The 14743-nt window shown below is 46.7% G+C and carries 14 protein-coding genes; 13 read left to right on the forward strand and 1 reads right to left on the reverse strand.

Annotated features, from left to right (window positions below; all coding sequences use genetic code 11):
* Window positions 1–202: 202 nt before the first annotated feature.
* The 13 genes from INR79_RS23620 to INR79_RS23680 all read left to right on the forward strand — a co-directional run bounded on the left by INR79_RS23620 (window position 203) and on the right by INR79_RS23680 (window position 13739).
* Window positions 203–946: a FadR/GntR family transcriptional regulator gene (locus INR79_RS23620; RefSeq protein WP_004401398.1), complete on the forward strand. Its 744-nt coding sequence runs from the start codon at window positions 203–205 to the stop codon at window positions 944–946.
* Between the two features lie 70 nt (window positions 947–1016).
* Window positions 1017–2084: a sugar ABC transporter substrate-binding protein gene (locus INR79_RS23625; RefSeq protein ID WP_004401400.1), complete on the forward strand. Its 1068-nt coding sequence runs from the start codon at window positions 1017–1019 to the stop codon at window positions 2082–2084.
* Window positions 2085–2174: 90 nt separating this feature from the next.
* Window positions 2175–2975, forward strand: a complete 801-nt coding sequence (locus INR79_RS23630; RefSeq protein WP_223097183.1) for an ATP-binding cassette domain-containing protein — start codon at window positions 2175–2177, stop codon at window positions 2973–2975.
* On the forward strand, window positions 2965–4215 hold the full coding sequence (locus INR79_RS23635) for a sugar ABC transporter permease (protein WP_223097185.1): 1251 nt from the start codon (window positions 2965–2967) through the stop codon (window positions 4213–4215). Before INR79_RS23630 ends, INR79_RS23635 begins: the two co-directional genes overlap by 11 nt.
* A 42-nt stretch (window positions 4216–4257) precedes the next feature.
* Window positions 4258–5232, forward strand: a complete 975-nt coding sequence (locus INR79_RS23640; protein WP_223097187.1) for an aldo/keto reductase — start codon at window positions 4258–4260, stop codon at window positions 5230–5232.
* Between the two features lie 9 nt (window positions 5233–5241).
* Window positions 5242–6669, forward strand: a complete 1428-nt coding sequence (locus INR79_RS23645; protein ID WP_223097189.1) for an NAD-dependent succinate-semialdehyde dehydrogenase — start codon at window positions 5242–5244, stop codon at window positions 6667–6669.
* Between the two features lie 12 nt (window positions 6670–6681).
* Complete coding sequence (locus INR79_RS23650; protein ID WP_223097191.1) at window positions 6682–7626, forward strand: 2-dehydro-3-deoxygalactonokinase; 945 nt, start codon at window positions 6682–6684, stop codon at window positions 7624–7626.
* On the forward strand, window positions 7605–8261 hold the full coding sequence (locus INR79_RS23655; RefSeq protein ID WP_223097193.1) for a 2-dehydro-3-deoxy-6-phosphogalactonate aldolase: 657 nt from the start codon (window positions 7605–7607) through the stop codon (window positions 8259–8261). The genes INR79_RS23650 and INR79_RS23655 overlap by 22 nt, the downstream gene beginning before the upstream one ends.
* A 10-nt stretch (window positions 8262–8271) precedes the next feature.
* Complete coding sequence (locus INR79_RS23660; protein ID WP_223097195.1) at window positions 8272–9432, forward strand: mandelate racemase/muconate lactonizing enzyme family protein; 1161 nt, start codon at window positions 8272–8274, stop codon at window positions 9430–9432.
* A gap of 76 nt (window positions 9433–9508) precedes the next feature.
* Entirely contained in the window at window positions 9509–9892 is a 384-nt protein-coding gene (locus tag INR79_RS23665; RefSeq protein WP_004401213.1) for a hypothetical protein, read from the forward strand.
* 10 nt (window positions 9893–9902) lie between these two features.
* Window positions 9903–11285: a class II fumarate hydratase gene (locus INR79_RS23670; protein WP_223097197.1), complete on the forward strand. Its 1383-nt coding sequence runs from the start codon at window positions 9903–9905 to the stop codon at window positions 11283–11285.
* A 691-nt stretch (window positions 11286–11976) separates the two neighbouring features.
* On the forward strand, window positions 11977–13251 hold the full coding sequence (locus INR79_RS23675; protein ID WP_223097199.1) for a hypothetical protein: 1275 nt from the start codon (window positions 11977–11979) through the stop codon (window positions 13249–13251).
* 20 nt (window positions 13252–13271) lie between these two features.
* Window positions 13272–13739, forward strand: a complete 468-nt coding sequence (locus INR79_RS23680; RefSeq protein WP_223097201.1) for a hypothetical protein — start codon at window positions 13272–13274, stop codon at window positions 13737–13739.
* A gap of 141 nt (window positions 13740–13880) precedes the next feature.
* Here the strand turns inward: INR79_RS23680 and gatY are convergent, their stop codons facing one another.
* Window positions 13881–14738, reverse strand: a complete 858-nt coding sequence (gatY, locus tag INR79_RS23685) for a tagatose-bisphosphate aldolase subunit GatY (RefSeq protein ID WP_223097203.1) — start codon at window positions 14736–14738, stop codon at window positions 13881–13883.
* Window positions 14739–14743: the final 5 nt, after the last annotated feature.

Raw genomic sequence — 14743 nt, forward strand, 5'->3', positions numbered from 1 at the left:
CGCTTTTTCTTTTCTTATCCTGCCTCCGAGACGTAATTCAAGATCCATAAGTGATCTCTCCCTTATAAAAAGCGCTCCAATAATGAGACGTGTGTTTCAGCAATAAGAGTTGGTTGTTTAGTGAACAAAAAGTTCTCGATCAATTTATTAACAAAATGCATTAATACCATTAACGCAAACATCAGATGTTTAAGGTCATCTTATGAATGAGCTTTCTTACTACAACTTAAAACAAATTGCAGGCTTAACGCCAAGTTTGGCAAGTCAGGTGGCAAGGGAAATAGGTCGTCGCATTGTGTCGGGCTTATACAAACCGGGGGAACTTCTGGAAGAAGAAGGGGCACTGGCAGAACGCTATCAGGTGAGTCGGTCTAGTGTTCGGGACGCCATTAAGATCCTTGTCGGCAAAGGTCTGCTGGAAGTACGGCGCGGAATTGGCACAAAAGTTCGTGCTCGTAATGACTGGGGATTGCTGGACGACGACGTATTGGCTTGGTATCAGGCAACGCCTCCAACCGATGAGTTCTTGTCTCAACTGATGGAAGTCAGGGTGATCTTTGAACCTCAGGCGGCTTACTGGGCGGCACAACGTGCCACGGAAGAAGACTTAAACAATATCAAGCACGCCATTGAAGCGATGGAAAAAGAAACGAGCTCGACAGAAGATTTTGTGTTCGCCGATGCTCAATTTCACCGCTCCATTTTGCGTGCCACTCACAACGAGTTTTTAGGTGCTCTTGAAGGCATCATTTTTTCAGCGCTGCTAAGCAGTATTCGGCTGACCAATACCGACCCAAGAGAAAACGAATCGTCCATCCCGTTCCATCGAGAAGTTTACGAACTGATCGCTAAAGGAGATGGGGAAGAAGCGAAGAATCGCATGCTGAATTTGCTGGTGGATGCCAGCGACAGGCTTAAGGACAGATTAGAAGCAAACACTAAGTGATGTTCTAAAACGGTTCGCTCACAAGAGCGATTGGGCTGTAACAAAGGGAAATGAACAGCAGGAGTAAAACATGATTAGGAACGTGAAAACCAAAGCGATGATTTCGATGGCAACTCTGGCGTCTGCTTTCGCCATGAGCAGCACACCTGTGCTGGCAGAAGATTTTGTCGCCATGCTGCTACCAGAGAACGTGAACCCTCGTTGGGAAAGTCAGGATGCGCACTTTTTTGTGCAGGCAATGAAGCAGATTTCTCCAGACACCAAAGTGGAAGTGTTCAATGCCAACAATGATACCGCGACACAGCAGCGTCAGGCTGAACAGGCATTAACCCGTGGCGCAAAAGTGCTTGTGGTGATTCCAATTGATGGTGAGTCCGCAGCAATCATTGCCGATTCGGCAGCGGAATCGAGCGTACCCACTATTGCTTATGACCGAATGATTCATTCTGAAAACACCAGTTTCTGGATTCAGGCGTCGATGGAAAAAACCGGTGAGTCGCAAGCACAGCACATCGTTGATAACACAAAAAAAGGGGACACATTGGTGATGCTAAAAGGGTCTCCAACTGACCCGAATGCTGCGGTGATCTTCCAAGGGCAAATGAACGTGTTGCAACCACTATTCGATTCTGGCGAGCGCAAACTCGGGTACGAAAACTGGACTCAGGGTTGGGACCCGGCTATTGCTCGTCGTTCAATGGATCAGGCGCTCACCAAACTGGATAACAACGTGCAGGGCGTGGTGTCGTCAAACGACGGTAACGCAGCCGCTGCTATCGCATCTATGGAAGAGCAGGGAATGGCTGGCAAGGTTCCTGTGAGTGGATTAGATGCAACCGTTCAGGCGCTACAACTGATTCTGCTTGGTCAACAGACACAATCTGTGTGGCGACCATTCGACAAAATGGCCGGCGTAACAGCGCAGGTGGTCGACAAGCTATTAGCGGGTGAAAGCGTTGATTCGCTGACATCTGGCACCGTGAAAAATGGTGTGGATGCGGACGTCTCTTTCGTTCCGGTCGAGCACTACTCGGTGGTCGGTGAAAATGGCGTGGCATACGTTATCGATAATGATCCTTCGATCAGCAAATCCGATGTATGTCAGGGCGAAGCGGCGAAAACACGTTTCTGTCAGTAGCACTCAGTTTGAGTGATTAGGGTTTGTGCCAGATTTTCTTTTCTGGCGCAGCCCACCCATTCAAGGACGCAAATAAGGCGAGGAATGCCAATGGAACAACATGCAGCAGTCCCTCATTTAAAGGTCGAAGGCATCCGAAAATCATTCGGTAGTGTCGAGGCGCTTAAAAACGTGCATTTTGAAGTGCAGCGAGGGGAAGTCATGGCGCTGGTTGGAGACAACGGCGCAGGGAAATCTACACTGATGAAGACACTCGCGGGCGCCTACATCGCCGATCAAGGTCAGTTTTTTGTAGATGGTGAGATGGTGACAGTGGACTCGCCCCAGAGTGCGAATCAGCTTGGCATTCAGATCGTCTATCAAGATTTGGCACTGTGTGAAAACCTCGATGTTGCGGCGAATTTGTCTCTGGGTAGTGAACCTGTTGTAAACAGTGGCTGGCTGAACTGGCTTCCAAGATCGCTTCGCCCGCTTGATCACCTTGAAATGGAAAAGAAAGCGTTACATGCAGTCGGGCAGCTTCAGGTTAAAACGCTTAAGTCAGTGCGCTCCAAAGTTGAGGTTTTGTCTGGCGGTCAGCGTCAGGCTATTGCCATTGCTCGCGCTGTAGGTGCAGATTCCAGCGTGGTATTGCTGGATGAACCAACAGCCGCTCTCGGTGTGGCTCAGACCAGACAAGTTTTGGATGTGGTCAAACGCCTGCGTGAAACGAATCATGCGGTGGTGTACATCTCCCACAACCTTGCCGACATCTTTGAAGTGTGTGACCGGATAACTGTGATGCGTCATGGTGAGAACATTGGTGTCTACAACACCGAAGAAACCACCCCAGATGAAATCGTCGTAGCGATGACTCGCGGTCATGAAGAAGAGGTGAAGCATGTCAGTTAATTCCACATCATCCACCAACCCTTCAAACACCAGAGCTTCAGCCAAAGTTAGCCAGCCAAAAAGTGGGAGCAACCCGCCAGCAAAACGTGTGAATTGGTTTGAGAGGATTAGAAACTCAAGGTTTGGCAATTTCGTCCCCGTTCTATTTGCGTTGTTTGCGATATGGACCTATTTCGGCATAACAGAACCTGCATTTCTCAGTGCGCGAAACTTCTACTTCCTATTTATGCAGAGTTCCGTGGTCGGGATATTAGCCGTCGGCATTACGGTGTTGCTGCTCCTTGGGGATATTGATTTGTCCGTAGCGGCTACCGCTGGGGTATGCGCAGCAATATTGGCTGTGCTTACCATCAACATGGGTGTACCAGCGCCGTTGGCATGCCTTGTCGCGATTGGAGCGGGCGTATTGCTGAGTATGTTTCAGGGCAGTCTGGTTGCCTACATCGGAATCCCCTCATTTGTCGTGACACTTGCTGGTCTGCTCGGTTTTCAGGGGCTGATGCTTAAGATTCTGGGCATTCACGGCGCTATTAATGTGCGCGATCCGTTCATTCGAGGCATCACCACCACAAGTTTACCTGACTGGCTGGGTTGGGTGTTGGTTGCAGTGGGCATTCTTCTCATGGTGCTTATGGCAACAAGGGAATATCGACTAAGGCAGCAAATGGGGCTTGAACAGGATTCGGTGTCTGGTATCGCGGGCAAAGTGCTCTTCTTTGCTGTACTTGCTGGCGCAGCGGTGATGACTTTGAACAGCTACAAAGGTGTGCCTTTAGTGGTGTTGATTCTATTCGGTGTGACGCTGCTTTTTGCCTGGATTACCACTTCCACCCCTTTTGGTCGCGCTCTGTTTGCAGTCGGGGGCAACCCTGAATCTGCTCGAAGAGTAGGGATCTCGCTCAACCAAATCAAAATTGCAGCATTTGCGATTACAGGTTTGATGGCTGCACTGGGTGGAATTATAGGGGCGTCTCGCTATGCGTCGGTTTCTTTCAATGCTTTTGCCGGAGGTCCACTTCTGCTTGACGCCATTGGTGCAGCCGTTATTGGCGGAACTTCGCTATTCGGTGGACGCGGCAGTGTATGGAATGCCATTTTAGGTGCGTTGGTGATTGGATCACTAGGTAACGGGCTGGATCTTTCTGGTGCCAGTGCCGCCGACAAATTGATGTTCTCCGGTGCGATTCTGTTGATTGCGGTTTCGATTGATGCGCTTTCAAGGAAAACGGGTAAAGCGTGAGTACTAAATGAACATGGACAAAGAGCATAAGGAACAATGACGATGAAAACTTACTCTTTAAAGTCAATCAGTAAGCCCGTCTCGGCGATTGGTCTGGGGACGATGATTTTCCATCCAGACACCAAAAAGCGAGATTTCAGTTTGCTCAATGCTTTCGTCGATAACGGTGGCACCTACATCGATACTGCCGAAGTGTATGGCGCGGTGGAAGAGCACGGTTACTCTGAAATGGTGATTGGCGACTGGTTAGAAGCCAGCCCCGAAATACGAGAAAATATTGTGCTGGCGACCAAAGGGCTGATCACAGGCTATTGTGCGCCGCTTCACCCGGGTGGGGCAAAGGTCAACCCAGAATCCGTTCATCGTGCGATTGATGGATCACTTAAACGGTTGAAAACCGACTATCTGGATATCTGGATGTTCCATCGTGATGATTTAAGTCAGCCCGTTGGTCCACTGGTTGATGCGCTGGACGAAGAGGTGAAGAAAGGGCGAATTCGTGCTTATGGTGCATCTAACTGGAGCACTGAACGTATTCAGGAAGCAATAGATTACGCTCGTGCCAACGGCAAAGCGGAAATGATGAGCTCGAGCCCGCACTTTTCGCTGGCTAAAGCTAACGAACCCTTCTGGCCAGAAACGGTTGTCACTTCAGAAAAGGACAAACAGTGGTTTACTCAAAATGACTTTCCACTGGTGGCGTGGTCAGCATTAGGGCGCGGTTTTTTTGCCAAAGGCGATCGTCAGGACACCAGCGATGAAGATTTGGTTCGGGTGTTTTATTCCGATGACAACTTCGAACGCAAAGAAAGAGCCACCGAGCTTGCCCTACATAAGAATCTCAACATGTTCGAGATGGCGTTGGCGTATGTATTGAACCAGCCATTCCCGGTGATTGCCCTCAATGGGGCAGAAACGCCCGAGCAGGTAAAAAACTCGCTTCATGCGGCGTCGTTAACCCTGACACAAGCGGAAGTGGACTGGTTGGATCTCACTTCAGACAACAAACCGTTTTAGGAGACCGCAATGAGTACTTTACCTATGTACATTGGTGGCGAGATGGTCAATTCAGGCAGCACGTTTGATGTGATCAACCCCGCGACTGAACAGGTTTCCGGGGTGATAGCCAAAGCTTCGGCAAGTGATGCGAATCGTGCGTTAGAGGCGGCGCAGGCGGCTTTCCCAAGCTGGTCAAACACCACGATTGCAGAGCGTGCAGCTTGGATGAACATATTGCGTGATGCAGTGATAGAGAATGAAACAGAGCTTCGCGAAGCGATTCAGATCGAAATGGGAAAAAACTGGGCGGGCACACAAGAAGACTATGAATCTCTGGTCAATAGCCTACAGTTTTATGCCGAAGAGATATCGCGCTTCAGAACCGATTCCTTGGTCGATAAAGAAGGCACGCATACCCATCGACTCGTTCACGAACCTGTCGGGGTAGTCGCAGCGTTTCTGGCGTGGAATTTTCCTCTGCTGAATCTGGCGTTCAAAATCGGTCCGGCTATGGCGTCTGGCTGCCCAATTGTGATTAAGCCTTCGCTCAAGTCGCCCATTTCAGCCTATCTGGTCGGCAAACTGTGCCATGACATTGGCTTACCAAAAGGTGTCGTGAATATCGTATGTGGCGATGATGCCGAAGTGGGAGACGCTTTGTCGTCGTCCACCATTCCATCCATGCTGACCTTGATTGGCTCCATTGCCACCGGGCAGCACATCATGAAAACTGGTGCCACATCCATCAAGCGTTATTCCATGGAATTAGGCGGCAATGCTCCTGTGTTAGTGTTTGCCGATTCTGATCTGGATTTGGCAGCAGACATTGTCTGTGCGGTGAAATTTGGCAACTGCGGGCAGATCTGTGTTACGCCCAACCGTGTGTTTGTTCAGAAAAGTGTGGCGAAGGAATTTGCTCACAAAGTGGTAGAGCGAGCAAAGGCGGTAAAAGTGGGTTTTGGCATTCAAAGTGATTTGGAAATGGGACCCCTTATTGACGAAATTGCATGGAATCGTGTTGATAGTCTGGTGAAGGATTCTGTGCAAAACGGCGCTGCACTTTTATATGGCGGTCAGAAGCCTGAAGGCGTCGAGCAAGGGCATTTCTATATGCCAACGGTGCTTTCAAACCTCGATACCAGTATGCGAATTTATCAGGAAGAGATCTTTGGACCGGTTGTCTCACTCTATGAGTTTGAAAATGAAGCGGAAGTACTGGATCATGCTAATGACACCGAAGCAGGCTTAACGGCGTATGTGTTCACACAGGACCAAGCGAAAGCCGAACGGTGCGCAAACCAGCTGCGATTTGGCGAAATCCAAATCAATGGTGTGAAGTATGGTATCGACTTGCCCCATGGAGGGATCAAACAGTCGGGTATCGGATGCGATTGCTCGCACTTAGCACTGCACGATTACTTAGCAGTGAAACGAATTACGCGGGCATTGAATTAAGGAAGATTCAGAATGACCAAAGAAACCGCCAGTGTGATTGCTATGGATTGGGGATCCACCATGCTACGTGCTTACTTACTCAGTGAGCAGGGCAATGTGATGGCTGAAAAAAGCTTCCCTTGGGGTGTACTTCAGCGCCCTAAGAATGAAGGCAAAACGCTGTCTTTTGAGCAAGTTTTTTATGCGGCGGTAGACGACTGGATCATGGCGTATCCGGCATTGCATGTGTATTTGACGGGCATGGTTACCAGCAAAATTGGCTGGGTGGAAGTGCCTTATGTCGATGCCCCTTGCGGTATCGAAGACATCCATGCGGGTGGTCATTCTCTTCTTACTAAAGACTGTCAGTTAGTCCATCTAATTCCCGGAGTCTGTTTCCACGGCAGGCAAATAGACCTGATGCGTGGAGAAGAGACTCAACTTCTGCCTTTTCTTAACAGCTGGGAGCGCACTTACGACGGTTGGGTCATCCTACCCGGTACCCATTCCAAATGGGTGCTGATCCAAAACCTTCAGATCAGTGAGTTCCAAACGTACATGACAGGTGAGCTGTATTCCCTTTTGAAAAAACATTCAATCTTGAACGCAGGTGGTACAGATATTCAAAATGACATGGATATCGATACCTTTTTACAAGGTGTGGATGCTGCTCTAAATGGTTCAGGCATCATGTCTGAGCTGTTTTCCTGTCGTAGTGCGGTGCTGTTTGGTGAAGTCAAAGGGGAGCTGCGATTTTCTTATCTCTCCGGTTTATTGATTGGTTCAGAAGTGAAAGAAGCCAAGCAGGCATTAGGTGGTCTTCCAACAGAAATTTCTTTGATTGGTGAGGAGTCGTTGTGCGATTTGTATCGAATCGCTCTGCGTTACTTCAAGCCAGAAGCCTTAGTAACGCAGTACAACAATACGGCGGCTCAGGGCATTTGGGAGATGCATTCATGGATTCAAGCCAACAAATAGAGGCATTAAACGACACACTGAGCGTTTGTGGTTTGGTTGCGATTCTTCGGGGGGTAAAACCAGAAGAAGTGGAGCGTTATGCCGAGGTGTTAGCTGAAGGTGGTATTCATTTGATCGAAGTGCCGATGAATTCGCCACAGCCACTAAACAGCATACAAAAACTGGCGATGCGTTTTGGCAAGCAAAGTCTGGTTGGCGCTGGAACGGTGATGTCGAAACAACAAATCGATGAGGTGAGCGAGGTTGGCGGGAAACTGATTGTCATGCCTCACACCGATGAAACCTTAATTCGATACGCCATCAGCAAAGATCTGATACCGATTCCCGGTGTGGCAACGCCTTCGGAAGCGTTCAAAGCCATTAACGCGGGCGCTTATGTACTCAAAATGTTTCCGGCAGAACAGGTCTTAGCTACGGGGTTAAAGGCATGGAAAGCCGTGATCCCTCCCAATATCAAAATACTGCCAGTAGGCGGAATCACACCTGAAACGATGGCGCCATTTATGAAAGCCGGGGCAGAGGGGTTTGGCTTAGGAAGTCGGTTATATCGACCGGGAATTTCACTCAGCGAGTTTTCTCAAAACGTAGAAGCGTTTGTTTCGCAATGGCAAAAGCTGAGTGCACAAGGAAGTTAATGAGGTCGCCATGAAAATTACACAGGTGAAGAGTTACGTACTGCAATATGACCTTGAAGAAGAACTGGGTTACTCGCAACAGTATTACACCAAACGCACTGCCCATATCATTGAGATAAAAACCGACAATGGACTGGTGGGATACGGAGAGGCATTTGGCGGTGGTGGAGTTGCACTGGCTAATAAGACTATCGTTGAAAAGGTGATCGCTCCGATGATCGTCGGTATGAATCCGCTGGATAACGAAGTGATATGGCACAAGGTATACAACTTACTTCGAGATCATGGGCAGAAAGGTATGCCTTTACAGTCGTTATCGGGCGTAGATATTGCACTTTGGGACATCAAAGGTAAATTTTACCAACAACCCATTTATCAGTTACTTGGTGGCGCATTCCGTGAAACCATCCCTGTTTACGGATATGGGATGATGTTGCAACGCGTTCCTGATTTGAAAGAGCGATTTGCCAAAGAAAGTGCGGACATTGCGTCAAAAGGCTTCAAATCCATGAAGATGAAAATCGGTTTAGGCGTGTCTCAAGATGTTGAGCTGGTTGAAGTGGTAAGAGATTCCGTTGGCGATGACATAGAAATTATGGTCGATGCCAATCACGCGTACACAACCCGAGAAGCGTTGCCATTGGGCAGAGAGCTTGAACGGCTAGGTGTGAGTTGGTTTGAAGAACCCGTTGCTCCAGAAGACAAACAGGGGTATCGGGATTTGTGTACTCATCTGGATATGTGCATTGCCGGTGGGGAAGCGGAATTTTCACGCTGGGGATTTCGCGATTTGGTTGAGCACAAATGCGTGGATCTGCTTCAGCCGGAAACCTGTGCACTGGGTGGGATCACGGAATACCAGAAAGTACTGTCTATGGCGCATAGTCATTTCGTGCCTGTCGTGAACCATGTTTGGGGATCCGCGATTGCGGTTGCCACCAATATTCACCTGCTGGCTTCAATGCCACATTTACCGGGTGGTGCTCATCCCGTTCAGCCAATGCTGGAATACGATACAACACCAAATTTATTCCGGGAAAATTTGCTGGTTGAGTCTCTAGATGTGCAAAATCAGGTCGCTCAAAACGGTGGATTTATCACCTTACCAACCGGGCATGGGCTGGGAGTAGAACCAGATATGTCGTTTGTGCAGCAATATCAAGTCAACTAACGACAAAAGCCTTGAAAGATTGACTTAATTGGAATGATAATGGTTATCAATAAGATTTAGTCCAATTGAGTCGATCATGAAAGAGTCTACCTTTTTATACCAAGCCTTCTATCAGGCGGAAGATCGCTTTTTGTTTCATACTGAAGAAAATGGTTTTGAACATGAAGTGGTGTTTGGCTATATACAGGCAAGCCTGAATTTAGCGTCTTGGTATGGGGAAGGTTCAGAATTTGCCAACCCTCTGCTGGAAGAGTTGTTTCTTCGTAGAGTGTATTACAACCTACTGCAAGCCATTAACGACGCCACCAACTGTCGGGTTCTTCGACAAATCTGTTTAGATCAAATTCACGGACCACTCATTGCCCTAAAACGGCATTACTGCCACTCATCAGCAGGCTACGAACGTTTCTTAACGCTACAACAAGACCTGCGAGACATCCAATACATCAATGATCTATAAAGGAAATAGAATGACTACGTACCGTATAGAAAAAGACAGCATGGGCGAAGTGCAAGTACCGGAAGCAGCACTATATCAAGCACAGACCCAACGAGCGGTAGACAATTTTCCAATCAGCGGCATTACAATGCCAGCAAAATTTATTCAGGCTTTGGCTTTCGTAAAGCAAGCCGCAGCCAAGGCGAACGCTGAACTGAACTTGCTAGAGCAGGACATTGCAGACGCAATCTCCGAGTCTTGCCAGGAAATCATTGATGGTCAGCACATCGAACAATTCCCAGTTGATGTATTCCAGACAGGTTCTGGTACCAGTTCTAATATGAACGCCAACGAAGTGATCGCAACTCTGGCTTCCCAAAAAGCAGGTAAAGCAGTCAATCCAAACGATCATGTAAACATGGGGCAGAGCAGTAACGATGTGGTTCCAACGGCAATTGCTGTAAGCGCAGCATTGGCGGCGGAAAACCAACTAGTGCCTGCACTGAAGTACCTGAGCGACAAAACAGAAGAGAAAGCCAAAACCCTAGAGCACGTCGTGAAAACAGGTCGTACTCATCTGATGGATGCAATGCCAGTTACTTTGGCACAAGAACTTCGTGGTTGGAAATTCCAAATCGATTCTGCCATCAACGGCATTCAAGAAACGTTACCGCGAGTGAAGGCACTAGCGCAAGGTGGTACAGCAGTAGGCACTGGCATCAATGCTGTGCCAGAATTCTCTGGTTTATTTGCCAAACACATTTCGGCTTCAACGGGCGTGTCTTTCCAGCCGAGTGAAAATTTCTTCTACAACATGTCTAGCCAAGACGCGATCGTCAGCCTGTCTGGTCAGCTTAAGACAGGTGCGGTTGCTATCATGAAAATCGCCAACGATCTTCGCTGGATGAACTCAGGGCCTCTAGCAGGTCTTGGCGAAATCGAGCTGCAAGCGCTTCAGCCAGGTTCTTCCATTATGCCGGGTAAAGTGAACCCTGTGATTCCAGAAGCGGCAGCGATGGTAGCGGCGCAAGTGATCGGTAACGACACGACAATCACCATCGGCGGTCAGTCTGGTAACTTCCAGTTGAACGTAATGCTGCCTGTGATTGGTTTGAACATCATTCAAAGCATCGAGCTATTGGCTAACGCTTCTACGCAATTGGCAGATAAAGCGGTGTCCACATTTTCAGTTCGCGAAGACAACCTGCAAGTCGCGTTGGCTAAGAACCCAATCCTAGTGACGGCACTAAACCCAGTGATTGGTTACCTGAAAGCGGCAGAAGTTGCTAAGAAAGCGTACAAAGAACAGCGCGCCATTATCGACGTAGCAGAAGAAGAAACGGATCTAAGCCGCGAGGAACTAGAAAAACTGCTTGATCCAGCGAAACTGACGCAAGGTGGTATCGCGCAGTAATTACATAACGTATCTGATATAAAAATGGACGCTTCGGCGTCTATTTTTTTATAAAGAAAATAAGTGACGATCCAGCATCATAGAAAATCGACAAAGAATATTGAATTTATGTTATTTATGAACTGTTTTATATAAATTGAATCAAGATCTCGATAGTTAATAAGGAATAATTCCTGTGGCAGAAATCACCTAATTATAATTTTATTAGATACCACTTCAAATATCGAAACCTACTGAAAAGTACACCTTAACGTTTTAAAAGTACATTTATCTAATAACCAATTAGCCATTTTTCTATACTTAATATATTGTTCGTTTTTACTGAACACACAGTTCCTGAAAGTAAAGTTGATTGATGGTGGTGATAAGGCATTTAATTAAAGGTGGTTGATTTTAACCGCTTAAAATCATAATTTTAGGTGCGAGTTTGGTTTGGTTTTTACCAGGTTGGCTAATAAAGTTGAGTAACTTAAGCTACTAATATTTATAGTTAATAACTTATTTTAATTTGCGATTTAAGTGCGTTTTATTTATTTCGGTAATTTATAAAATGTGATCTTTACTCTGATAATATAATTATCAATTTATCTTTCAATATTTCCTGTGTTACTAATGATGCAGCTCTACACTTCAACTGTTTCGTCGACGGTAGAGTTGCTTTTAATCCAATAAGTATTATTTAGGAAATTTTATGATAGTTAATCAACATAACAATTCAGCTAGGCTTGGGGCGTTATCGAGTGCGATTTTGGCTTCGTTTTTATCGTTCGGTGTTAACGCAAATATAAGTACGGTCTCGATAAGTCCTATCGTAGTCAATCCTTTTGGTGAATCAAAACAAGGGATTTGCGAGACGTATAATGCGCGAGTCAAAGTTGCGAACGCTCAGTTGAGAAATTTAGGGTTGGGAGAAATAGAATCTCAAAATACGTGTACACATGTTCCTTTGAGCCGAGGGCAAATCGAAGTTTCACTGCACCCATTTAAGTACAATATTTATCCAACGAGCTATAACACTTGGGCACAGATGGAAGAGAAAGTCGACATTACCCACGAGTTGGAGCTGATCATGCTATCAGGAGGTGGTGAAACTCACTATGTAGTGTACACCACTGGTGGCGCTCAACTTAGGGAGCAACATTTTTATTGTATAGGCACGATAACGCCGCGAATTTGTAGCAATGCACCTCAATATAAGACGAGTGATCTTAAAGGGAACTTAGTCGCTAGCTGGAATGCGTGGGGGGCGAATCAACTTAATAACGTGTTTAATAACGTCAAAACGCAGATACAAACGGTTGACGCCAAGAACAATCCTTCGGTGCCCGGTGGGAATGGAAATTCACGTTATTGGCGCTTAGATGACTATTTCCCTAAGACAAGTACCCAAAATAAAACACTGGATATCGCAAAATCGACAAGTATCTCGTTTGGTGTAGAAGGCAGCACTGGGAAAGAAGCGTCGGTGAACTTTGCAGTCGGTTATGAAAGTGGGTTTTCAACGGAAGAAACTGTCATGACGGTGCACGGTACGGAGTTGACATCAGATACGGGTTCAAGTTCCGAATTTAAACTGAATGCACATGCAATTTGGCCGCTATCTAGTTTTAATTCTGAAGTTTCGAGTGGGTCGAGTAGCCTCGTTGACAATCGAATTGGTCAATCAGCTTGGCGTGACATTGATTTTAGTTCATTTACCATTTGGCGCGAGACAGTCAATCAGGGCAACTGTAATCCTGATGAAGGTGTACGAAACCAGATATTCCGACACACGTTGAGCATGGACCGTGGTCAATATGATGCCGATCACAACAGCGATGTACTGACGGTCGTTGAGGGCGCTTCGTATGAACGCAGCTACGCGAGCTACTCCGCAGCGAAAAACTTTTCTGTCGGAACGAAGTGTGTGGCTGGTAAATCAGGAAAGTGGTACCGAGTACATGAAACTGGAACGCTAAATAGATAAATTATAACAGGACAAAAATTATGAAAATGAAATCAATATTGGCTTTAACCGTTTCAACGTTTCTTTCTGTCTCTGCATTGGCGAAGCCCGTTCATGTTTTAGTGGAGAATGTCACGAACTCACCGCTGGATTTGATAACGGAAATGGTCAACATGGAAGGACCTGTTGAGGCAACATCGGGTGAGCGAGCACTCTATGCTTCGGAAAACCATCAGGTTGCAGTACTTGATTCAAGTATCGTTCTTCAACAGGGTTCTTCTTTAGAAAAAGAACGTTTCAACGGAGTGAAAGCCATCGTGATAGTTGGATCGCCAAAAGATAATATGCAGGTATCTCAAGCACTGCTTGGTTATGGTATTGAGGATGACTATATTGTTATCACGGGTGTTGATGAACCTAAAAATATAGCGCTGACCTATTTTACCAAGGTCGACACCGCGAGCGATGCAGAAACAGCAAAAGCGTTAATCAAAGCCGCAATTAAATAGCGTCGATATTAACGTAACTTAATGATAAAAGCAGAAAGGGGGAGAGCCTTTCTGCTTTTCATTTTTTCAAACTGCTTTTTATAAGAGCAATGATTTTATGTCTTGATATGTTTGCCATCAAAATAGGCGCTCATAACTCACCTAGCGTTTCCCTTCGCTTTTACACATCAGGATTTTTTCTTTAACCAATTTAGCCATGGCTGCTTTCGGCGCTTCATTATAAATTCTTGGGTCATTGATGTTGGGGTCTTCGTTGAACGCATTTTTTAAAGAATCGGCAAACGCGATTTTTAACTCAGTTGCGACGTTGACTTTAGCAACACCGAGAGAAATGCAGCGCTGTACATCAGCAACACTGATACCGGAAGCACCATGTAATACCAATGGAATATCAATAAGTTTAGCTATTCTTGCAAGGCGTTCAAAATCTAATCGTGGTTCATCTTTGTAAAGCCCATGTGCCGTACCTATAGCAATAGCTAGGGAATCTATGTTGGTCTGTTCCACCAGTTTAACGGCGTCTTCTGGGTTGGTGTACGGATCGGCAACGGATTCAACTATCAAATCGTCTTCCTGCCCGACAAGCTGACCAATTTCAGCTTCAACACAGCAACCATAGGTATGGCAGATTTTGACGGTTTCTTTGGTAAGGGCAATGTTCTCTTCCAGTGGTAATGCACTTCCGTCTATCATGGCGGAGCGAATGCCAAGCTGAACCTTACGCTCGATGTCCGCAATGTCGTGGTGATGATCTAAATGAACCACAACCTGCATGTTGCGTTCAAATGCAGCAGCGTTGACCATATGTACGAGCTCGCGTGCACCGCCGTACTGATACGTTCCGGGTGTGCCCGCCAAAATGACTGGGGAATCCAGCTCTTTCGCTGCGTCTAAAATGACCTGAACCGTTTCCAGGTTATGAAAGTTAAACGCAGGAACGGCAAATCCCTCCTTTCTGGCTTTTGTTAACCAATAATTGCTGTTTATGATGTTGTTCATTAACC

Origin of the sequence: Vibrio sp. SCSIO 43132 (assembly GCF_019904195.1) — a bacterium.
Lineage (GTDB): Bacteria > Pseudomonadota > Gammaproteobacteria > Enterobacterales > Vibrionaceae > Vibrio > Vibrio nigripulchritudo.

Bases quoted from the DNA above. Each gene is read 5' to 3' on its own strand.
- INR79_RS23620 (WP_004401398.1), top strand. From the start codon at position 203: ATGAATGAGCTTTCTTACTACAACTTAAAACAAATTGCAGGCTTAACG.
- INR79_RS23625 (WP_004401400.1), top strand. From the start codon at position 1,017: ATGATTAGGAACGTGAAAACCAAAGCGATGATTTCGATGGCAACTCTG.
- INR79_RS23630 (WP_223097183.1), top strand. From the start codon at position 2,175: ATGGAACAACATGCAGCAGTCCCTCATTTAAAGGTCGAAGGCATCCGA.
- INR79_RS23635 (WP_223097185.1), top strand. From the start codon at position 2,965: ATGTCAGTTAATTCCACATCATCCACCAACCCTTCAAACACCAGAGCT.
- INR79_RS23640 (WP_223097187.1), top strand. From the start codon at position 4,258: ATGAAAACTTACTCTTTAAAGTCAATCAGTAAGCCCGTCTCGGCGATT.
- INR79_RS23645 (WP_223097189.1), top strand. From the start codon at position 5,242: ATGAGTACTTTACCTATGTACATTGGTGGCGAGATGGTCAATTCAGGC.
- INR79_RS23650 (WP_223097191.1), top strand. From the start codon at position 6,682: ATGACCAAAGAAACCGCCAGTGTGATTGCTATGGATTGGGGATCCACC.
- INR79_RS23655 (WP_223097193.1), top strand. From the start codon at position 7,605: ATGGATTCAAGCCAACAAATAGAGGCATTAAACGACACACTGAGCGTT.
- INR79_RS23660 (WP_223097195.1), top strand. From the start codon at position 8,272: ATGAAAATTACACAGGTGAAGAGTTACGTACTGCAATATGACCTTGAA.
- INR79_RS23665 (WP_004401213.1), top strand. From the start codon at position 9,509: ATGAAAGAGTCTACCTTTTTATACCAAGCCTTCTATCAGGCGGAAGAT.
- INR79_RS23670 (WP_223097197.1), top strand. From the start codon at position 9,903: ATGACTACGTACCGTATAGAAAAAGACAGCATGGGCGAAGTGCAAGTA.
- INR79_RS23675 (WP_223097199.1), top strand. From the start codon at position 11,977: ATGATAGTTAATCAACATAACAATTCAGCTAGGCTTGGGGCGTTATCG.
- INR79_RS23680 (WP_223097201.1), top strand. From the start codon at position 13,272: ATGAAAATGAAATCAATATTGGCTTTAACCGTTTCAACGTTTCTTTCT.
- gatY (WP_223097203.1), bottom strand. From the start codon at position 14,738: ATGAACAACATCATAAACAGCAATTATTGGTTAACAAAAGCCAGAAAG.